Here is a 19,080-nt window from a genome sequence, read left to right as displayed (position 1 = left end):
TCCCAATATAATGGCATGCGATCCCTCCAGCGGATCTTATGGCAGGTTTCGGGGTCGTAGCCTAACCTGTTGAGCGCCGTGGATTCCGGTGCATTACCGATTACGTCATCGATTTCGGGGAAGGGGAGTTTACTGCCACCAGTTCTACAAAGGTGCCATTTCGGACTATCACCAGCCGTAGCTAATCCGCCTGTTCGATGTAGATGTCTTCTTTCGGGAGAATGGCGGCTGAAGTGCAATGACTTAGATTAAAGCGCGTAGCTGTCAGCAGTCTAGGCCTATACGAATGGCAGCTTTTGAGCGGTTGCGTTGGATCGCCCAACGTCTGAAATTAGGGCGCTTTCCTGACCGGCAGCTCACACTGGTAGCGGTCTGGCGGCTTGTGGGCCGTCTGCTGAATTTCAGCTCTTGGGGATCGACCTGCAGAAACCGGACTCTGTCGGTTGGCTTAGTGAATGTCCGCAATGGCATTCGGACACACAGAAGATGCCAGGCAGGTCACGACCCATTCTCAGCCATGGGGCTAGGGACCAGACTCATTCACAGCCAGAAGGCGACGGCGGTGGCGAGCGCCACACCTGACAGGAAGTTGGCGGCCAGCTTGTCGTAGCGGGTGGCGACACGTCGGAACTCCTTGAGGCGGCAGAACGCATTTTCGACGAGGCGACGGTCGCGATATCGCTGCTTGTCATAGCGGATTGTGCGCTTGCGGTTTCGCCGACCTGGGATGACCGGAGTGGTGCCTGTTTCGCGTAGGGAACGCCGCAGCCGATCCGCATCGTAGCCTTTGTCGCCGAGCAGATAGCGCACCCCGCTGGCGCCTTCGAGAAGGGCGGGAGCGGCGGCCACATCGCTGACGTTGCCCGGCGTCAGCATCAGCGCGAAGGGCCGGCCAACGACATCGGTGAGGGCATGGATTTTGGTGGTCCAGCCACCGCGCGAGCGCCCGATCGCCTGATCCGAGCGCCCCCTTTTCCGCCGAACGCCGAACGCTGCGCCTTGATGTAGGTGCTGTCGATTGCCGTGCTGCGTGTCGCGGCCCCAGCAGCGACAAGGGCATCGAGCAACTTCAGCCAGAACCCGCGCCGTGACCACCGGTTGAAGCGATTGTAGATCGTCGTCGATGGTCCGTATTGGGACGGGCAGTCGCACCAGCGGCAGCCCACCTTCAGCACGTGCAAAACGCCCGATATCACTCGCCGATCATCCACCCGACGTGCACCAGGCTGGTTCTTCGGCAAATGCGGCTCAATCGCCGCCCACGCTTCATCCGACAGCCAGAACAACGAACGCGACATGTTCAAGAACCTCCTATCCAGTGGAGAACCCTCGAATCAATGTGTCCGCCGCTTTTCAAGAGGCTGATTGGGTTTGGACCCTAACGGTTTTTGCCCGGTAAGAGGAGCCAATCTTCGCGTAGGCGCTCACGCTCGGTTCACCGATCGCTTGCTGTATCTGTCGGTTGCACTTTCTTATATTCTCGCCGATTGGTAGCCACATAAGACGAGCTTTGATCCTTGGCTTTTACAGGGGTAAATAGTGATAAGATGACATAAAATATTGTTTAGAAGGTCCTATTCGCGGCTGGCTGTTTAGCGACTGGTGGCTGTAATACAGTCCGTGAAAATCCAAATGATCTGATCTTGGCCTTTAACGCATTTGACACACCCGCGGCCCGCCCTGTCATCTTTCTGACAGGGAGTTTAAGCGGCACATTGGCCACCTCAGGACAATGCATAATCGTGGTCCGGGAGGGCAAGAACGTAATGCCGCTTTGGCCAGTTGGCACCGAAACGAGGTGGCAAAACGGTTCGCTAAGTATTGTGCTCCCAGATGAGCGCGGGCAGGTCACATTGGGTGATACGGTAGCACTTGGCGGGGGCTTAACTGACAAAGTCGCAGCCCTACCCGCCAACGAAATCTTTGCTCATTGTTCCGAAACGTTTTTCGCTGTTTCGTCCGCGCAGTAACCTGAAAGTTATTTGTGCATGGCGACAATCGAAAAGGGGCTCCGAAACCTGCCGTGAAAAGGGGCCAGCTCCGAAGGCTTTAAACGGATCGCATATGAAAGGGTCAGATTGGAGCTGGCCCGCCCCACAAATCTTGAGCGAGTTACTATACATAGGTTAAATACCCATGCAATCGTTCTAGGGCGCCGGGTAGGCTGATTCAATGAAGGTTCGACCGTTTGGCGGGTGCAGGTTATAATTGCTCGGGCAGTCGCCTGTTCCTAATGTTGGATCGGCAATTTGAGATGAAGGGGATTTGATGCGCGTCTTAACACTCTTGTTGGCCATAGCAGTAACCGGGTGTGTCCCCAGTAGCGAGCTGCCGACAGCCGGCCTGGCGACAGCAGAAAGTCTAACTGCAACCATAGTGCTCCCAGGCAAGATTGGCGGCGGAGGACCAATCAGCTTGGTGCTCGGGCAGCCCTTCTCCTTTTCCAACAGTGATTTAGAGCTTTCAGTTGTCCACGATCGAAGGAGTATGGTGAGTAAAATCGACGGCGATTTAGTCTCCTATCAGGATACGCTCATTAATGGTTTGCAGACACGAGTCGCGTCGTATGATTACAGGGAGGAGCTTGGAAGAAGGTATTCGTTCGGACGCCGCATCGTTATATTTTTTGCGCCAATCCAAACGGCACCAGACGTTGATCGGGTTCTAATCAATGTCTTTTGTAGCATAGAGTCGAAGTGCGGTCTGGCTGATACTTTAGCGAGGACCCTTAAGATCTGATTGGCCTCCTAAACCTAGGGATTCAAGAGCCAACGGTGCGTTACCTACCCAGTTCGCGACCTTCCCCCCCCAAGGGTATTGGCGCTTAAAAGCAGACCGTCGGTTCGCGACCCACGCTGAACTCAAAGCGGAGCAGGTATCGGCGGAGCCGGATTTGGCGACGCGAACCCCGTTATGAATGCAGGCGATGCGCGGCTTTCTACGGCTATGCGGTCATTACGAAGCGACCGAACTTCTGGACTGCTTTCATCACAACCTGTGACGGCCCAATCAAGCTGAAACAGGCTGCGCATTGGCTCAAACACATAGACAGCGCCGTTTGGCAAAGTAGGGAGGAAGCGTTGACCATCGCTACGAGTAAAAATGATGCAGCCGTTTTCTCGAGTGAAGTGGCCAATGGCGGGATCATTATCAGGAGCAACCGGTCGATCCCGGTCGTAGGTAACTCGACCTTCCGCGTCCTTCTTCAAGCCCGGATCGCCACAAGCGCTCAACAGAGCGAGGACCCCTGCGAGCCCGCTCATTTGCCGAGGACTTTTTGTCATCGAAGCATATGGCTGCGACTCACTCCAATCCGCAATGAGAATTTCGGGTTTTCGGTGGTCTCAAAATTTTTGCGCGGATCTGCTTGGGCATCACATTAAGACCCCAACCGATCCGTGGTGCCTGAAAGGGTGTGATAGCCCATTTTGAGTGTCGTGCGTTTTTAGCGCGCTAGCATTCCAAAGACGGGTGTTCCAAAAACGAACAATCGCCTTTGCAGTAGTTTGGATATCTCGATGATGACGCGAAAACACATTGGCTTAATCGCTGGGCCGATCTTGTTAGCTTTGCTTGGAGCCTGCGCTGCGGAAAACGCAAACGAAGGTCCAATGGCGGCAAGCCAGCCTTTCCGGGCGGACTTCAATGAGCGGGGATACGCCACGATACTCGACGCTCCACCCGCTGATTATGAACCTGCGCCGCCAGCACAGCCTGAACCGCGGACGGCTGAGCAAGATGCTGCCGATGCACAGTTTATGCGGGTTTCAGATTATCAAAACAGCGTGAGGGATGAGGTGCACACGCTCGCCGAGCGTCTCCGACGTGAAGAAGCGGGAAATTTCGTTGATTTGCATTTCGATAATGAGGGCGAACCAAGCGTTGTATTCGAGTTCTTGCGCCATGGGCCGGAAACCCTTCGGCGTTACAACGATAATCCTACTTTTCGCGGGGTAACGGTGCGCTGGTCTTTGGCGGAGCTTAAATCTGCTGCCGACTATATATGGGAGACGTTCCGCGAGGAGCGGGTCATCCAGGCGACCGGGATCGGCACTCAGGAGGTCACTGCCGAGATTTCTGTCTCGGAAGCTGAATTTCGCGCATTGGCTAAACGAAAGGGAGCGGCAATCCCCGAACAGGTCAAGCTGGTCTTCAACGCTGCGCCCGTAGTGCCGCTTTCCAACCCACCGAGGGCAGCTCTGCGCGATGAAGCCGTGCCCGCTGAAATCGCAAAGCATGTTCGCATCTTCCCGCGCCATGATCGCCCCGCCGGCCCCCTCAACGCGATCAACAGTCAGGTCAAAGTGGTCTTGAAGGACGGCTGTTTTCGCGCGGCGGATCGAGATGACGCCCTCATCCTGTTTCCATTTGGGGCGCGCTTGTTCGTCGACGGCCAGCATTATCTCGCATTCGGCGATGGTGAGCGCCCGGGTTATGCGCGGGTGGGGGAGGTGGTCGTCTTCATGGGATCAGTCCAGGAGATAGACACTCCCGAGCTTGTCGATCCAATCAGGAAGGCGTGTTTCCCGGGAAAGGTCATAAAGGTGGAGGGGCTCGAGAGCGCCTCTGCGCGCAACCAACAAGACACCATGAGCTATGCAGCCAACGCGCTTCGCTTTTTGCAGAACAATTACGGGTTGGATGAAACGACGGCACGCCGCGCATATCGATGGCTTGAAAGCAAACAGGCTGCCCAAGAGCCAGCAGGATCCGATCGCCCGCCGTCCCCATCGACTATGGCTTCCTCGACCATCATGAGCCCCCCGCTTCCAGTAGCAAATGCCTCAGATTGCCCGGCTGGCACGCGATTGGTTTCATTCGTGTGTCGAACTCCTGAAGGTCACCAGCGGCCGCTACCTAACTGGCTTATGGAGTTCATGGAGCAGGATGGATGAAGCGACTTTCGGCTACATTCATCGCGGCGGTTCTGGTGGTCGGCTGCGGATCCATCCCACAGAGCGAGGAGAACGCAACTTCGTCACCGTCATCGGTAGAGTTACCTTCCAATATCGCTCATCCACCGACACCTAGCGGTGTGAGTGGGCCAAACGAGGCACCTCTCCGAATGGGCATGAAACCTTCAGCTCAAGGTGATGCTGATACAAGTGGCCTGTCGCCTGAGCAGATCGAGACGATGTTCGCAGCTGCTTTTGCGCAGCAGCGACCATTCGATAACCATCAGGCGGTGTGTCTGGTCATGGTCAGAGCCGAAGGCGGCGGCTGGCCACGAAACCCGCCCGCTCATGCCTTGGCGGCATTCGCAGAATGGACTGATCTACCCGTCCTACAAGGCTCGAGCTGCGCTTTCGGCCTTTACGATGTTCATCCCGTCGTGATCTATAGCGGTGCAAGGGCAATGCTCTACTCTATCCGAATCGAAAATATCGCTCGCGATGGGACAGTGACCTTCTGGGGCAATGCGACCTTCGGCAATCTTGGCGCAAAGGGCGCCGAATTCGTGCTGAGGCGTCGAGGCAATGGCTGGCGTGCCGATGCTACGGGGGTGTCGGCAATCTCATGATGTGGCGAAACCTCATGGGCTGGCTGATTTTTGTCTGGGCTCTAACGGCATGCACCGAAAATCCTGTCGACCATGACATTCGACCGCCAACGACCTTGGAAGGAGAATGGCTTGTCACGGCGATCAATGATGAGCCTCTCACAACCGCAAATGGGCAAGCAGGGTCCTGGCTAGGATTCTCCGCAGGGGCCGAGGTAGTGCGATGGGAGCCTGGCTGTGCCCAACTGATGTTTCTTTACACCGTCGACAGCGACGATTTCCGCGCCGACGCAATCCGCTACAACGTCCCCTACGACAAACCCATTTTCGTTCCCTCGAAGTTTATGCCACCGCCCTGTGCGATAGGCTGGCCGCCGCGGCTAGAAGAGGCGATGGAAGCGATGAGCCTGGCGCGAAAAATCGAACTCACCCAAAGTGGGAGTGTTCTCCTCTCCGGTGAGGGGCGCAGCATTACAGTCAGGCCTCGATAGGCGCAATGAGGCGTAAGACAACGGCTGCTATCCACCCAGTTCAAGCCAATCCCAGCTACCCGACGCGACCCCGTAACCTGCCTGGCAACTTCAGCGGCATTGCCACCGAAAGCTGAAATTCAGGCACCGACCCAATAGCGGTCGTGCCGTATTCCATGGTGATGACCGAGGCTTGTGTGAACGACGTTCACGACCGCATGCCAGTGGTGTTGCAGCGCGACGATTGGGGTCAATGGGTGGACGGCTCGCCGGAGGAAGCGCGGGCGATGTGTAAACCCAATCCTGCACAAATGACGGACGATAGCACTAGCGAGACATGGAGCGGCGATGGAGGTGGCCGGGCCTAGTGACCGGTCCGTAAGGATTTAGTCCCAACTTCCAGACCAAGACGATGACCAACCATCTGGTCCGTCAAATGCCCTCAACAAGTCATCGAACTGCTCGCCGCTATCCCCTTTTCGGAAAACGTGCTTGAAGCTGTTTCCCAACATATCGAGTTGGGCTTGAGTCACGAGCGCAAGGGCTACAGGTCGTTCACGGTTGTTCATATCCGGTCATTCGGTTTGCCACGGTCTAGAATGAATAAAGCAACCTTAATCGTTAATGTTCCAATCGACCCGGTCTTTCCGCCCCGGATGACACGCTAGTTTCCGGCAAGGCGAAGCGATTGACCGAATGAAGTTTATGTCTTAGCCCTTGTTTGAAAAAACGGGGGCTTTGGCAATGAAGGACGCATTAGATAAGCTCGCTCATTGCGCCCGTCACGTGGCGGATAAGGCGGGTCTGGCGCGGGAGAAGCCCGCAGCGATGGATCAGCTTCTCGAGGCCATGATGGAATACAGGGCAGCAGCGATAGGCTATCTTGCGCATCCAACGATAGGCGATTTCATCAAGGCGCAAGCTCTCAAATATGATGGCGAGACCCGCGACGCCGTGGAACGGATTGCTGAATTGGTCGATAGCCTCAATAGGGGCTAGCGCTGGCATCGTGCCGCTGGGACGCGGCTAAATCCATCTTTGATAATCGAGGAAAGTTTCTGTGGTGCGAGCATTCTCCTTTTTCAAGGAGACCGCCTATGCCTCGTTTTTTTTCAACTTGTATAACGACATAACGGCGATCGATGATGAGGGTGAGGAATTCCCCGATCTGGGGGCAGCCCGCGAGCACGGCATCTGTGAAACTCGCGAGATGGCCGCAGAGAGTGCCCGAAATGGCTCGAATAACCTGACGCATTACATCGATATTGCTGACGGATGCGGAGAGGTTCTTGAACGCATCCGGTTCGGCGACGCGGTAGAGATCCAGAGATAGCCGACATCGAGGCATGAGGGGAGCGACCTCCAGCTGCCTCTCTTAATTCTCAAGTCGCCAGGGACCGGACCCTTCCAGCAGATTGCGCGTTGGGCGGATTCTAAACGAGAGGACGAACCATGATCAAACTCGCCGCCCTGGGGGCGCTCGGATACGCTGGATACAAATATTACCAGAGCAACGCAGAGAAGCTCAGCCGCCACGGCGCGGCCGCCACGCCGAACGCTGTTGCAGGCGGACCGCTGAACGACAACGCTACTGTGGAGTCGTCTACCAGTTCCTCTGTAATTCGATGAACCGAAAGATGGAGCCGAATAATCGGCCAGCACCAGGAGGAGATCAGGGCTGGCCCGCTCCCATGCCCTACCCCATGGACGAGGCTGGTTTGCGTTACATTAAGGCTGCAAGCCTGCGGTTAGGCTCAAACCGTCTGGTCGATCCGGACGGGATGGATGACGCGGTTCGAAAATTCGACTAAGTCCGAGCACGGGGGCAACCCGGCGGTTCCCGCAATTCCGAGCACAGCCAGACGAAACTCATGCCTTCACCCGCATTAGAATAGCGGGCGAGCGTTCGTCGGCTCGCTACTGGAGAGCCCGCGTCTATTATGTTTATCGGGCAGGAGGCCGCAGTCTGGCGGTTCAGTGTGTCTGGGACGAAAACATCGCATTATGGTTGATGTCGTGGAATTATGGTTGATGTCATGGAATTGACTACCCGACGCGACCCCGTAACCTGCCTGGCAGTTTCAGCTGCATTGCCACCGAAAGCCGAAGTTCTCGTGCCGACCAAATTGTGGACGCCGACGGCTTGTCTAATCATCGAAACCGACGGCGTTGAGACCTGGGTTCAACGTCAGGGCCAGCTTGGCTGTCACTGCGGTCGAGCATCGTTGCGGAACTGCACGTTGCAACACCTTGCGCCTTCCCAGCTCGGCGATGGTCTCAGAGCTTCCCCCACCGCCCGCGAACACCTTCGCGCCATGACGAAAATATTGCTCTGAAACGGGGTCGTAGACCCATGCGCCGATAGGGTCGCGGCCAGCGACAACCCTGTAGTCAAATACTGGGAGAACAACAGCGCCGTCGAGCCTCTCGAACAAAACGCAATCGTTGATGATCACTATGCGGCCAGGTAGCGCTGCAGTGAGAAGGATCCGGTTTTCATCAGCTCGCAGCTGTTTTTGAAGAGCGATATATGGTGCGGAACTGACCGAGGTGCCGGTGGGAACAGTTTGCCCCGCTAACGTGCAACCTGCTGAAATTCCCGCGAGCAAAACAACATAGTGTCTGGAGAAACGCATCACAAAGTAACGACCGTTTCGCCGAAAGGTTTCGTCCGCTTCGCGCCCAGTTCACGCCATTCCCAGCTTCCCGACGCGCCCCCGGAACCTGTCTGGCAGCTTCAGCGACTTTGCCGCCGAAAGCTGAAATTCTCGTATCGACCCACTTCCAGACATTCGGAACAAATGAAGAGCAGTTGCGTTCCTGCTTAATTATGAGGTTCGCGATCCTGCTACCCTTTTTGGTCGCTGCCTGTTCGGTCGAACCGGAAGTCGAATGGGTTTCGACTACAATCGACGGTAAACACCGGTCCGACTTTAAGCTCATCACCCGCGACAACGAAATAATCGGAGGGCACGACGGCTGCAACGCGTGGAGCGACACTGATCAAGATGGCATGATCTCGATTGATCTTGAGGGTTGCCCTGATGATCCAATTCGGGCTGCTTATTGGAACTTGGCGACCGGCGATGGAGCCACGCTGACTCAACAAGGGTCTCAACTTGAAATTCGCAACGGTCATGAAGGAATCTTTGTAAGGATTCGTTGATGTCCGATTTCCACCCCATCCCCGCCGATTCTGATCCTTTGGGCTTTCCCCAAAAGCGGCCATCGGGCGGGCCCGACAGCCGCATTCATGCTCAGATTTCAGTGCGCTCGGCGATGATGAGTGCATCCTCCACGTCGACGCCCAGATAGCGAACCGTGTTCTCGATCTTGGTGTGGCCAAGTAGGATCTGGACCGCACGAAGGTTGCCCGTGGCGCGATAGATCATCGCAGCCTTAGTGCGCCGCATCGAATGTGTGCCGTAATCCTGGCGACGCAGACCCGACAGCGGTGACCCATTCATCGACAAGCCGGGCATAATGGCGCGTGCTCATCGGCAGCCCATGGTCGAGACGGCTCGGGAACACATAGTCATCAGCGGTGCCGCCACGGCACTGGTGCCACGCAGCAAGGCTGCCGCGAGCGTCAGCGGAAATCTCGAACTGCACAGACCGACCGGTCTTCTGCTGGATCACCATCGCGCGGGTCCGAATATCCGGCCCGGCCATGAGATTGCCGATCTTCAACTTTAGCAGGTCGCAGCCGCGCAACTTGCTGTCGATCGCGAGATCAAAGAGCACCCGATCCCGCGAACGCTCCTCGCGGTCCAAAAAGAAACGGATAGCCCAGATCTGCTTCTGGGTCAGGGGACGCTTGGTCCCGACCGTCTTTTCGGCAATCGATGCGATGCGGTTCTGCATGGCAGGGTCTAGATGTGAATATGTCATCGTCTTTCTCCTTGGCCGTGATTGGCCAAGGAGAAAGAACGGGCATCGAGCAGAGAGGGTCGACCGAAAGCGGACATCAACGCAACGCGGCCTCAATGACCGCTTTCGGGAGATGCCGGGGATCGGTCTTACGACCGAGATTGGGCGCAAAGCTGACGCTGTCGAAGCCGGAGCAAGTCTGGCCCAGACCCGGAGTCAATCGTCCGAACATCACGAAAGGCATATGCTTCGCAGGGGTAGGATGCACCACCCCGAGTAAGGCGGTCCTAAATCAGGGAAGGAAGAGGGGGGTGGTGCGCAACAAAGGGTTTTTCTGTCGTCAAACCCAAAAGCGCCCACCCCCCTAAAAATGAGCCAGAAAGCCGAGCGCCGCCGTGCAGCTATCGATGCGCCAGATCAGGGATGGATCGCCCGAATTGCGGGCCGCGACTGCGGGCGCGCGCAGCGCGCGCAACCTGAATGCCCGTAAGGCGAACGAGCGCGAAGAGAAGGTCGCCGAAGGCGCTCGCCGTCGGCGCAAACGGATTTCAGATCGTGAAGCAGAAGCCTTTCTTCGCCGCCGGGTGCGAGTGCGTATCCCAGCGGAAGATCGGTCTTCCGGGTCCAACCGCACGCCACATAAACTGACCAACAGGGGCATCAAGGAAATATACGCCGGGACCTGGGGGAACAGCTCTCGTTGTGGTTCGGACGGACTTTCATCGATCCATTTTGAATTCGTCCCGCGCGGTTTCGGCTCTAAGAAAGGTCGTGCGTGGCGCAGCGGCGAGGCCGAGCGTGCCAGCCTCTACATGACAGCGCACGAAAGCCTGGAAGATGGCGAGCGCGGATGGCCGGCGAATACCCGGTTGAGGCGGACATCGTTCTCCGGACAGCCGTCGAACCCATGCTTCTGACCCATATGCGGCCCTGTCGCATCGGCGGGGCTTTGTGGTTCACTCATGAAGGCGGTCGGAGCGTGGAGGTCCAGGAGACCGGCCTCGCCATCCACTGGCGGGCGGCGGCCTCGGCATCTGAACTGGCGGCGGGGCGGGAGCAGGCGGATGAAGAGATCGCTCGCTTCCTGCGAGGGGTGACCTTCTGATGGCAACCGCAAAACGCAAGCCGCGGACCAAGAAGCCGGAAGCGCGGAAAGAGCCGTGCGAAAAGGACCCGTTGTCCTGGCTATATCTCAATCCTCAGCCGGCGGCGGAGGGAACCGCGTTCGGTGTGCTGCGCAAAACCTTCGGGGGCCGCTCGAATTCTGCACATGAATTCGGTTATCGAAAAGCCCACCTGGGACCCGACTTCGCCGGATCTGACCGATCGAACTGGTCGCCGAACGCCGAGCGTGTGGAAGTCATTCTGCCGAGCCGGGCCGACGATTTCCTGTCCGATCCAGACACGCTGCTGCGGCAGGTCGATAGCTACGCGGCACCGAATGAAGCGGCGCTGCTGACGTATTGGACGCTGCCGTTGAAGGACTGCGAGCGGATGCACGTCGCCTGGGAGCGGGCCAGGTCGTTCGCGACCAGGATCGCCAGCGAACGCGAGCTCGCCACCGTCCTCATCCTGCATAGCCCCGGTGTAATCGGAACCGATTTCCCTCTCCATTCACACCTTCTGATTCTACCGAGACGGCTGGGCGGATTAGGGGTGCGGCACGCCCCATACGATCAGCCGCTGGTTCACGATGAAGGGCAGGCAATTCTAACCGAGATCTGGGAGAGCCACCGAAGTGGGGGCGGGTGACCCCCGCCGATAGCAGGCAGCTCGATCTGGTTGGAGGCATCATGCATGCCCACCGGATCGAGCCGCACATGCCTGCATCGCGCTGAATATCTCGGACGAAGAAGCGGCAGCGCTGGTGGATTGCGGAGTGATCCCAAAAGGTTTCGACGATCAAGATCGTGAGCGTCTGGATCGGTTCCTCAACTTCCTGATTCGCGTCGAATGGAAGCTGAAGGTCAGTGCCGAAATTCGGCGAACGCTCGAACTTCCGCATGCTTCGTTGGGAAACAGAAGCCCCGCCCAAATCTTCGACGGATCGGATGAGGAAATGCGTCGGCTGAGAGACGCGGGACACCATGAGCGCGCCCAAAACCAAATGGTGGCGGGTAGGTCATTGATCGACAGATATCCCGCAGGATGGGCATCCTTCGGGATATCGCAACTAAACCAATAAACTTTTGGAGGTGAAGGCGTCCCCTGATCGGGGGATGAAAATCAAGGAAAATCACGATGAATATCGATGCCGAGAACAAGGTCATGGCCAGCTATGTGACCGCCGTGCACCACATGCTGTTAAAAGGAAAAGGGCTGAAATCGGGGTTGTCGATCGTCGCTGGAGACTGTCGCACACAGGACAATCCGTTGGAGGTCGCTCATGCCGCCAAAGCGTCTGGCGACGACATCCTGCACTTGGGTTTTCGCAAAATGGATGGCGAGTATCGGTTCGCTGAAGTGACTCTTTATATGCCCCGGGACGAAGGGACCCACATCGTCAGTGGATGCCAGCTTTACATATCTATGGCCCATTCGCTCATCGTAGCTCTTCTTTCTTTGCAACCCTTGATCACAGCCATTCCTCCCACAGGATCACCGCTTCTTCCGGGCCTGAACTGAGGTGAAAGCACGGCCCACGGCGAACCAGCGTGCCCGCAGTGCTTGCCTCCATCGCGTCGAGCCTCTTCCGCGTCAGGATTACCGGCCAGTCGTAGGGCTCGGCGCCCGGCAATTTACCGTCCGGCACTCCCGGCACGTCCAGCCCATTCGCGCCCTCGCAACCCGCGAGAACGAGTCCTCCGGCAATCAACCAAGCGCAATTTTTCATCGTATCGTGGCCCTCAACGCCACGTCGCCTGACGGCAGATTTAGCATGCCCATCCAGACGCGCCCCAAGCAACTTTCCGGCAAAGGTTCGGAAAGTTCTTCGTTGATACTCTCATCAACCGTTACTGCGCCGCCCTGGAGCTCGATTTCGGTTCCCACAGCCGCAGCGCCGCCAGTTCTCGGATCTCGAATACGGTGCGTCCGAGCGTCCCATCTGGTGCCGGCCGCCCATACCACCGGATAGGCGAAGTTGCCGTTGTCTACCCGCAGGCAGCCATCGGAAAACACGAGCGATCCGGTGATGGAGGATAGCATGGGAGGCATCTGTCGACTCAGTGCGGAAACAGCGAACGGCGCATTATCGCCATTTTCCGATTCCGCCTTCGTTTCATGCGGCTCCTGGCCGCTCGGATTTTTGAGCCCGTCTGAACAGCTCGCCAGGTTAATCGCTACAGCGATCCCAATTAGCATCTGAATTGGTCGGTTCGGCATGATAGTTGAACCGAACATGAGACCCGCTGTTCCCGTTGGCGCATCCGGCCCAACGGTCAGCTTTCCACTCAGTTCTCACGGATACGGTCTGAGGTGGTCCCGGAATTTCGGACAGGGTGCTAAGCTAATCCCGACCTGAGGAATGGACGGGAAATGAAGAAGACGAGGAAGCGCTACAGCGCGGATTTCAAGGCGAAGGTGGCGCTGGAAGCAATCCGGGGTGACCTGACGCTGGCGGAGCTGGCCGCGAAGCATGGCATCCACCACACAATGATCGCGGCTTGGAAGCGCCAGGCCATCGAGGGAATGGGGAGCACGTTCTCCGGGGCAGGCGAAGCAGCCAAGGCGGCCAGCGAGGCCGAGGTGGAGAAACTGCACGCGAAGATCGGCCAGCTGGTCGTGGAGCGGGATTTTTTAGCCAAAGCCTCCGGTCGATGAGCGTGGCACGGAGGCGATCGATGATCGAACCTGCTCACCACCGCCTGTCGATCGCGGCACAATGCCGCCTGCTCTCGATCAGTCGCTCGTCCTATTACTACGCGCCGGTCCCGGAGACCGAGGAGACGCTGGCGCTGATGCGGGTGATCGACGCGGCGTTCCTCGACATGCCGTGGTATGGCAGTCGCCAGATGGTTCGGCACCTGCGCCGGGAGGGCCACGAGGTCGGTCGCCGCCGTGTGCGGCGGCTGATGGCGAAGATGGGCTTGTCGCCGATTTACCAGCGGCCGCGCACGAGCGATCCGCACCCTCAGCACCGTGTCTATCCCTATCTGCTGCGCAAGCTGGCGATCGACCGGCCCAACCATGTCTGGTGCGCAGATGTGACCTACATCCCGATGCGGCGGGGCTTCTTGTATCTGGTTGCGGTGATGGACTGGGCAACCCGCAAGGTGCTGGCCTGGCGGCTGTCGAACACGATGGATGCCGGCTTCTGCGTGGCGGCTCTGGAGGAAGCGCTGGCGCGCTTCGGTCGTCCTGAAATCTTCAACACCGATCAGGGCAGCCAGTTTACCAGCTTCGCGTTCACCAGCGTGTTGCGCGATGCTGAGGTCCGGATCAGCATGGATGGTCGGGGCCGGTGGATGGACAATGTCTTCATCGAGCGCCTCTGGCGTTCCCTGAAATACGAATGCGTCTATCTCCACGCCTTCGAGACCGGCTCGGAGCTACGCGCTGGCCTTCGGCGCTGGATCACCTATTACAACACGCAGCGACCGCACTCGGGTCTGGCCGGGCGAACCCCGGCAGAGGCCTACGGGCGGATCAGCGAACCAGATCATGGGGGGCATGCCCCCCATGATCTGATGACCAGACTGGCGGCATAATCACATCCGGGATTAGCTTAACTTCGCCGCCAACCTGTCCAAGAAGGCGGGACCACCTCACTTCACGGCTGCGGCCGCTTCTATTCGAGGAACGAGCTGAGCTCTATATGGATGCGATCGGAAAAGCTTTGCGCGAGCTCTGCAAGTTCTGCAGCGATCTGGTGGAGCCTTTCGAGCTCAGGCACTCCAGACTGCCCAAGTGCCAGCGCCCCCTCGACCTCTTCCGATGCTTCAAGAAACTCCCGTTCCTTTGAAGCAAGCATGTCTTTTGCCTGATCGATACACCCGGAGTTTTCGATCACGATAGCTCCAAGGGCATTGGAGCAGGACGTGCTAGGAACCGGGGATTGCCGCCGCGGTCTCGAAGCCAATCGAAAGCGGGTCCTTTTTTGAAGATCCCAGGGTCTTCGATATCCTCGAGCTTGCAGATTTCAATTATCAGGTATTGCTGCGCGACCGAGATCGGGTCGCGTCGCCAACCCGCTGTCTGCCCGGCTTTTCCAGACTCGATGAACGAGTCCACCTCGGCTCTATACAGTGCATGCATTCGGGTCGTCTCGCATGCTAACAATATCTGCATGCGAATGGCACGAAAGTGCATTCTACCCCCAAAAAGCGGAATGCGGCCCGAGCTCGAGCGCGCTCAAAAAGGCTAACTATGCTGCGGCGAAGTTGCGAAGATTAATCGACGGCCAACCACAAGGCCTGCCAGCTTCTGGGTCGTTTGTTCCCTGTCCATTTCCGCCGCGAGGCGGCTGGAAAGCGGCCGTTGAGCTTACGACCCAGTTCGCGACGTTCTAGAACTTGCGCCTCCATTTCAGCCATTGCCGAATTTGTGACCCACGGCCCAAAGCATCGCAAAACAACAAACTATTGCTACGAGATAAACTGCGACGACGAAATGGTAATACAACCCCGGATCACCGATATGGGCATCATCGAATAACAATAGGAGCAAAGGCTCACCATTTATGCTTGCAATAAGGCGGCGAATGAAAACTGATGCTTGTGTAATTAAAAGTATCACGGCCAATAGCGTGACCAGAATTTCTTTCTTCTTAGGCCGAAGCAAGGTAGTCATTCCCGTGTAGGAAAATGGAGCCAGATTGCTTTATACCATCGGCGCTCTGAGGAGCAATGGATAGCAGAGTCCGTATCCCACCCACTACGAGCCATTCCCAGCTACTCGCCATGACCTCGAAACCTGCCAGGCGGCTTCAGCACCTTTGCTGCCGAAAGCCGAAATTCTCGTGCCGACCCATTATCGGTCATTCGAATTAGCTGGACTGAGGTGGTCCCGCCTTCTTGGACAGGTTGGCGGCGAAGTTAAGCTAATCCCGGATGTGATTATGCCGCCAGTCTGGTCATCAGATCATGGGGGGCATGCCCCCCATGATCTGGTTCGCTGATCCGCCCGTAGGCCTCTGCCGGGGTTCGCCCGGCCAGACCCGAGTGCGGTCGCTGCGTGTTGTAATAGGTGATCCAGCGCCGAAGGCCAGCGCGTAGCTCCGAGCCGGTCTCGAAGGCGTGGAGATAGACGCATTCGTATTTCAGGGAACGCCAGAGGCGCTCGATGAAGACATTGTCCATCCACCGGCCCCGACCATCCATGCTGATCCGGACCTCAGCATCGCGCAACACGCTGGTGAACGCGAAGCTGGTAAACTGGCTGCCCTGATCGGTGTTGAAGATTTCAGGACGACCGAAGCGCGCCAGCGCTTCCTCCAGAGCCGCCACGCAGAAGCCGGCATCCATCGTGTTCGACAGCCGCCAGGCCAGCACCTTGCGGGTTGCCCAGTCCATCACCGCAACCAGATACAAGAAGCCCCGCCGCATCGGGATGTAGGTCACATCTGCGCACCAGACATGGTTGGGCCGGTCGATCGCCAGCTTGCGCAGCAGATAGGGATAGACACGGTGCTGAGGGTGCGGATCGCTCGTGCGCGGCCGCTGGTAAATCGGCGACAAGCCCATCTTCGCCATCAGCCGCCGCACACGGCGGCGACCGACCTCGTGGCCCTCCCGGCGCAGGTGCCGAACCATCTGGCGACTGCCATACCACGGCATGTCGAGGAACGCCGCGTCGATCACCCGCATCAGCGCCAGCGTCTCCTCGGTCTCCGGGACCGGCGCGTAGTAATAGGACGAGCGACTGATCGAGAGCAGGCGGCATTGTGCCGCGATCGACAGGCGGTGGTGAGCAGGTTCGATCATCGATCGCCTCCGTGCCACGCTCATCGACCGGAGGCTTTGGCTAAAAAATCCCGCTCCACGACCAGCTGGCCGATCTTCGCGTGCAGTTTCTCCACCTCGGCCTCGCTGGCCGCCTTGGCTGCTTCGCCTGCCCCGGAGAACGTGCTCCCCATTCCCTCGATGGCCTGGCGCTTCCAAGCCGCGATCATTGTGTGGTGGATGCCATGCTTCGCGGCCAGCTCCGCCAGCGTCAGGTCACCCCGGATTGCTTCCAGCGCCACCTTCGCCTTGAAATCCGCGCTGTAGCGCTTCCTCGTCTTCTTCATTTCCCGTCCATTCCTCAGGTCGGGATTAGCTTAGCACCCTGTCCGAAATTCCGGGACCACCTCAAAGATCACGCGAGCAAAATCTGAATGTGCCACCAATCCGCTATGACTCGTTTTCTGAGGGAGGATTTGGCTGAAAGCGGATGGAGATCCTATGAGTGAAAAGCGGATAAATAGATCTCCGTCTGAAATCTCGAGAGAAAAAGATTTCTATAAACGGCAGCAGCTAAAGCATAACTACACTTCGGATAGAATGAATGAAAAACGTAAATTAAAAGAAAATGCAAAGGAGAAAGCAAGGAGGCTGAAAAATAAGAAAAATAAAGAATCAAAATCCAGATCCGCTGTTATGCGGGTAGATGTTGGCTTGCTTGGAGGAAGCATTGCGCTCCCGATAGACCTCAAAGGGTATATTGACAATCTAATCAGAACGGAGAACTTTGGTGGCGCTGACTGCGACAAATGCTTTGCGATTTTCTCGCCGGCATTAAAAGCGATTACCGATCTGCCGATCGGTTTGCTGACCGAGAAGGAATGCATGCTACCGCGCGCGTTGCTGCCTTCGGGCTATACAGAAATTCTGCGTCATTGCAGGCGGATGATCTCCGTCGCGCAAAACGAGCGCTACATAGCTTATGCTGTGGCGGGTTGGAGAACAGCCCCGATCAAGCGTTCGGAGTTTCGAAAAGCAGATATGGGCGCGCAGAAGACTGCGTTGGCGCATCTGGCATCGCACGCCCGGAAATTGGTGCAAATCGAAGCTGACCATCGGTCCCTCTTCGAGGCTATCGTATGCGGCCGGCATAAATCTGCATTGAGCTTATTGCGCGCAGGCTATCCCAAATCAAACTTGAAACCGCATGAGGTCCGAGCCGTGATCAAGGAGCACGGACTGATCTATTGCTTGCATGATCTGCAGCTGGTTGCTGCAAGAGCGCGCAAGGTAGAGGCTAATCCCTTCGGAAGCTTCGTCAGTTCCACCATGATCCAAATGAAACCGGAGAACATCGCGAACCAGTCCCGCCGAATGGCCATCTTGCTGAAGTGGATTCTGGCTCAATATACGACATCGAACGAGGAGCTCCGAGGGAAGCGCCCGCCTGAGGACATTCCCGATCCAGACTTGCTACTGCTTTGGCAAATGAGCTGAAAAATTTCGCGAAGAACAGCGGCGTCGATCCGCAGAGTTTCCAATCCCAGATTGACGACTTGATCCGGTTTATGCGGCAATCTCAGGTGTCGGAAAATCAGGCCTGGTGCGATATTGTCGACCAACCAATCAGCAGGAACGAACTCGCTGCGAGCTTCAACGCGCTTTGGTTTTCGGGATTGTCTGTAACCCAAACGGTATCGGTGACCATCCTGCGCTATCTCCAGGCTGAAAGAAAAATTGGCCTCCTCATGGATGAGCGGGATCCTGGAGTAGACTGCTCGCTTCGGGCGCATACCGCGATGCCGCCCTTTGATCTCGGTCCCAACGCGCAGACGTCTCTGAAAGAGGCTCAGGATTTCCTGTTCATGCTGCGACAGGAAATTCTTCAGGATAAGGACTTCACCGGGAAAGGAGAGAGCGTTTGGAACCGTAAAACTCGAGATGGGAAAGCGCCCGTCGAGGAAGCGGCCAAAAAATTGAAAGCTTGGGATCAACGAGAAATGATCGCCGATGAAGGTGCGCATGACGAACAGCACGGCGTCTGCTCCGCCTGCACCATCGGCGTCGTAGAACAGGTTGCCGGTATCGGAATTGTAGATAATCCGCTCGTCGGCATCCTGCGCCTCGGTCACCAGTATGAACGCGTCGGGATCGAGCGTGCCTTCGGACAACAGGGTGAAGATGCTGCCTGCCAATTCGATCGTGTCCTCGCCGCTGGTGAAGTCGAGGATGGTGTCGACATTGGCGTTGGAGTTCGGGTTGTCGAACCCGCTCATCGCGCCCGGCGCGTGGTCGAACACGAACACATCCTTTCACTTGCGCAGGTTGGTTGATGAATATCTCAGATAGGATAATATCCCAGATAGGATATGGCCGTGCGTGAGGGCTGAACCCAACTGCGCACGTCCAACAAGTGTGT

Annotated in this window: 21 protein-coding genes and 2 pseudogenes; 15 read left to right on the top strand and 8 right to left on the bottom strand. The window is 57.2% G+C overall.

Annotation, left to right across the window (positions count from 1 at the left end):
* Positions 1–540 precede the first annotated feature (540 nt).
* Both ACQ5J0_RS05665 and ACQ5J0_RS05660 read right to left on the bottom strand, forming a co-directional pair.
* Positions 541–1,298 (bottom strand): annotated as a pseudogene (locus tag ACQ5J0_RS05665) (IS5 family transposase).
* A gap of 1,563 nt (positions 1,299–2,861) precedes the next feature.
* Positions 2,862–3,284, bottom strand: a complete 423-nt coding sequence (locus ACQ5J0_RS05660; RefSeq protein WP_462569562.1) for a hypothetical protein — start codon at positions 3,282–3,284, stop codon at positions 2,862–2,864.
* Positions 3,285–3,518: 234 nt separating this feature from the next.
* Between ACQ5J0_RS05660 and ACQ5J0_RS05655 the strand changes: the two genes are divergently transcribed.
* The 7 genes from ACQ5J0_RS05655 (at position 3,519) to ACQ5J0_RS05625 (ending at position 7,599) form a co-directional block, all read left to right on the top strand.
* Positions 3,519–4,895 (top strand): hypothetical protein, encoded by a 1,377-nt coding sequence (locus ACQ5J0_RS05655; RefSeq protein ID WP_462569561.1) that lies wholly within the window; start codon positions 3,519–3,521, stop codon positions 4,893–4,895.
* A 170-nt stretch (positions 4,896–5,065) separates the two neighbouring features.
* A complete protein-coding gene (locus ACQ5J0_RS05650) occupies positions 5,066–5,521 on the top strand; it encodes a hypothetical protein (protein WP_462569560.1) in 456 nt (151 codons plus the stop codon).
* 14 nt (positions 5,522–5,535) lie between these two features.
* Positions 5,536–5,991, top strand: a complete 456-nt coding sequence (locus tag ACQ5J0_RS05645) for a hypothetical protein (protein ID WP_462569559.1) — start codon at positions 5,536–5,538, stop codon at positions 5,989–5,991.
* Between the two features lie 155 nt (positions 5,992–6,146).
* The gene (locus ACQ5J0_RS05640) at positions 6,147–6,338 is read left to right on the top strand and encodes an SOS response-associated peptidase family protein (RefSeq protein ID WP_462569558.1); all 192 of its coding nucleotides are present in this window, start codon (positions 6,147–6,149) and stop codon (positions 6,336–6,338) included.
* A 349-nt stretch (positions 6,339–6,687) separates the two neighbouring features.
* Complete coding sequence (locus ACQ5J0_RS05635; RefSeq protein WP_462569557.1) at positions 6,688–6,969, top strand: hypothetical protein; 282 nt, start codon at positions 6,688–6,690, stop codon at positions 6,967–6,969.
* A 64-nt stretch (positions 6,970–7,033) separates the two neighbouring features.
* On the top strand, positions 7,034–7,303 hold the full coding sequence (locus tag ACQ5J0_RS05630; protein WP_462569556.1) for a DUF6894 family protein: 270 nt from the start codon (positions 7,034–7,036) through the stop codon (positions 7,301–7,303).
* A gap of 119 nt (positions 7,304–7,422) precedes the next feature.
* Positions 7,423–7,599, top strand: a complete 177-nt coding sequence (locus ACQ5J0_RS05625) for a hypothetical protein (protein WP_462569555.1) — start codon at positions 7,423–7,425, stop codon at positions 7,597–7,599.
* A 518-nt stretch (positions 7,600–8,117) separates the two neighbouring features.
* On the opposite strand, the gene ACQ5J0_RS05620 is transcribed toward ACQ5J0_RS05625, so the two are convergent.
* Complete coding sequence (locus tag ACQ5J0_RS05620; RefSeq protein WP_462569554.1) at positions 8,118–8,606, bottom strand: hypothetical protein; 489 nt, start codon at positions 8,604–8,606, stop codon at positions 8,118–8,120.
* Between the two features lie 110 nt (positions 8,607–8,716).
* Between ACQ5J0_RS05620 and ACQ5J0_RS05615 the strand changes: the two genes are divergently transcribed.
* Positions 8,717–9,136 (top strand): hypothetical protein, encoded by a 420-nt coding sequence (locus ACQ5J0_RS05615; RefSeq protein WP_462569553.1) that lies wholly within the window; start codon positions 8,717–8,719, stop codon positions 9,134–9,136.
* A 91-nt stretch (positions 9,137–9,227) separates the two neighbouring features.
* Here the strand turns inward: ACQ5J0_RS05615 and ACQ5J0_RS05610 are convergent.
* Positions 9,228–9,861: pseudogene (locus ACQ5J0_RS05610) on the bottom strand (tyrosine-type recombinase/integrase).
* 386 nt (positions 9,862–10,247) lie between these two features.
* Here ACQ5J0_RS05610 and ACQ5J0_RS05605 point away from each other — a divergent pair.
* The 4 genes from ACQ5J0_RS05605 (at position 10,248) to ACQ5J0_RS05590 (ending at position 12,465) form a co-directional block, all read left to right on the top strand.
* Entirely contained in the window at positions 10,248–10,757 is a 510-nt protein-coding gene (locus tag ACQ5J0_RS05605; RefSeq protein WP_462569552.1) for a hypothetical protein, read from the top strand.
* On the top strand, positions 10,748–10,945 hold the full coding sequence (locus ACQ5J0_RS05600; protein ID WP_462569551.1) for a hypothetical protein: 198 nt from the start codon (positions 10,748–10,750) through the stop codon (positions 10,943–10,945). Before ACQ5J0_RS05605 ends, ACQ5J0_RS05600 begins: the two co-directional genes overlap by 10 nt.
* The gene (locus ACQ5J0_RS05595) at positions 10,945–11,592 is read left to right on the top strand and encodes a hypothetical protein (protein ID WP_462569550.1); all 648 of its coding nucleotides are present in this window, start codon (positions 10,945–10,947) and stop codon (positions 11,590–11,592) included. The genes ACQ5J0_RS05600 and ACQ5J0_RS05595 overlap by 1 nt, the downstream gene beginning before the upstream one ends.
* A 489-nt stretch (positions 11,593–12,081) precedes the next feature.
* Positions 12,082–12,465, top strand: coding sequence for a hypothetical protein (locus tag ACQ5J0_RS05590; RefSeq protein WP_462569549.1), 384 nt, complete (start codon positions 12,082–12,084; stop codon positions 12,463–12,465).
* Positions 12,466–12,669: 204 nt separating this feature from the next.
* Here the strand turns inward: ACQ5J0_RS05590 and ACQ5J0_RS05585 are convergent, their stop codons facing one another.
* Positions 12,670–13,182, bottom strand: a complete 513-nt coding sequence (locus tag ACQ5J0_RS05585) for a hypothetical protein (RefSeq protein ID WP_462569548.1) — start codon at positions 13,180–13,182, stop codon at positions 12,670–12,672.
* A gap of 135 nt (positions 13,183–13,317) precedes the next feature.
* Here ACQ5J0_RS05585 and ACQ5J0_RS05580 point away from each other — a divergent pair.
* A protein-coding gene (locus ACQ5J0_RS05580) for an IS3 family transposase (RefSeq protein ID WP_462567201.1) occupies positions 13,318–14,489 on the top strand; the annotation gives its coding sequence in 2 pieces (ribosomal slippage) (positions 13,318–13,582 and positions 13,582–14,489; 1,173 coding nt in all).
* Positions 14,490–14,569: 80 nt separating this feature from the next.
* On the opposite strand, the gene ACQ5J0_RS05575 is transcribed toward ACQ5J0_RS05580, so the two are convergent.
* From ACQ5J0_RS05575 to ACQ5J0_RS05565, 3 genes are all read right to left on the bottom strand, one after another.
* Positions 14,570–14,791, bottom strand: coding sequence for a hypothetical protein (locus tag ACQ5J0_RS05575; protein ID WP_462569547.1), 222 nt, complete (start codon positions 14,789–14,791; stop codon positions 14,570–14,572).
* A gap of 515 nt (positions 14,792–15,306) precedes the next feature.
* Positions 15,307–15,570, bottom strand: coding sequence for a hypothetical protein (locus ACQ5J0_RS05570; protein ID WP_462569546.1), 264 nt, complete (start codon positions 15,568–15,570; stop codon positions 15,307–15,309).
* Positions 15,571–15,836: 266 nt separating this feature from the next.
* Positions 15,837–17,008 (bottom strand): IS3 family transposase gene (locus ACQ5J0_RS05565; protein WP_462567201.1). Its coding sequence is split into 2 segments (ribosomal slippage): positions 15,837–16,744 and positions 16,744–17,008, totalling 1,173 coding nucleotides; the frame shifts between segments, so codons are not numbered across the junction.
* 154 nt (positions 17,009–17,162) lie between these two features.
* On the opposite strand from ACQ5J0_RS05565, the gene ACQ5J0_RS05560 reads away from it, so the two are divergent.
* Both ACQ5J0_RS05560 and ACQ5J0_RS05555 read left to right on the top strand, forming a co-directional pair.
* A complete protein-coding gene (locus ACQ5J0_RS05560; RefSeq protein ID WP_462569545.1) occupies positions 17,163–18,158 on the top strand; it encodes a hypothetical protein in 996 nt (331 codons plus the stop codon).
* On the top strand, positions 18,143–18,994 hold the full coding sequence (locus ACQ5J0_RS05555; RefSeq protein ID WP_462569544.1) for a hypothetical protein: 852 nt from the start codon (positions 18,143–18,145) through the stop codon (positions 18,992–18,994). The genes ACQ5J0_RS05560 and ACQ5J0_RS05555 overlap by 16 nt, the downstream gene beginning before the upstream one ends.
* The last annotated feature ends 86 nt before the right edge of the window (positions 18,995–19,080 follow it).

It is taken from the genome of Qipengyuania sp. SM2512 (assembly GCF_054954005.1).
Note: the sequence above shows the minus strand (reverse complement) of the source record. Positions and strands in the feature narration are given on the sequence as shown.

What these genes read in the sequence shown, in the direction of transcription:
- ACQ5J0_RS05570 (WP_462569546.1), bottom strand. Translation starts at nt 15,570, where the DNA reads ATGACTACCTTGCTTCGGCCTAAGAAGAAAGAAATTCTGGTCACGCTA.
- ACQ5J0_RS05660 (WP_462569562.1), bottom strand. Translation starts at nt 3,284, where the DNA reads ATGACAAAAAGTCCTCGGCAAATGAGCGGGCTCGCAGGGGTCCTCGCT.
- ACQ5J0_RS05640 (WP_462569558.1), top strand. Translation starts at nt 6,147, where the DNA reads ATGGTGATGACCGAGGCTTGTGTGAACGACGTTCACGACCGCATGCCA.
- ACQ5J0_RS05590 (WP_462569549.1), top strand. Translation starts at nt 12,082, where the DNA reads ATGAATATCGATGCCGAGAACAAGGTCATGGCCAGCTATGTGACCGCC.
- ACQ5J0_RS05605 (WP_462569552.1), top strand. Translation starts at nt 10,248, where the DNA reads ATGCGCCAGATCAGGGATGGATCGCCCGAATTGCGGGCCGCGACTGCG.
- ACQ5J0_RS05650 (WP_462569560.1), top strand. Translation starts at nt 5,066, where the DNA reads ATGGGCATGAAACCTTCAGCTCAAGGTGATGCTGATACAAGTGGCCTG.
- ACQ5J0_RS05625 (WP_462569555.1), top strand. Translation starts at nt 7,423, where the DNA reads ATGATCAAACTCGCCGCCCTGGGGGCGCTCGGATACGCTGGATACAAA.
- ACQ5J0_RS05655 (WP_462569561.1), top strand. Translation starts at nt 3,519, where the DNA reads ATGATGACGCGAAAACACATTGGCTTAATCGCTGGGCCGATCTTGTTA.
- ACQ5J0_RS05620 (WP_462569554.1), bottom strand. Translation starts at nt 8,606, where the DNA reads ATGCGTTTCTCCAGACACTATGTTGTTTTGCTCGCGGGAATTTCAGCA.
- ACQ5J0_RS05645 (WP_462569559.1), top strand. Translation starts at nt 5,536, where the DNA reads ATGGGCTGGCTGATTTTTGTCTGGGCTCTAACGGCATGCACCGAAAAT.
- ACQ5J0_RS05600 (WP_462569551.1), top strand. Translation starts at nt 10,748, where the DNA reads ATGCTTCTGACCCATATGCGGCCCTGTCGCATCGGCGGGGCTTTGTGG.
- ACQ5J0_RS05595 (WP_462569550.1), top strand. Translation starts at nt 10,945, where the DNA reads ATGGCAACCGCAAAACGCAAGCCGCGGACCAAGAAGCCGGAAGCGCGG.
- ACQ5J0_RS05585 (WP_462569548.1), bottom strand. Translation starts at nt 13,182, where the DNA reads ATGTTCGGTTCAACTATCATGCCGAACCGACCAATTCAGATGCTAATT.
- ACQ5J0_RS05560 (WP_462569545.1), top strand. Translation starts at nt 17,163, where the DNA reads ATGAGTGAAAAGCGGATAAATAGATCTCCGTCTGAAATCTCGAGAGAA.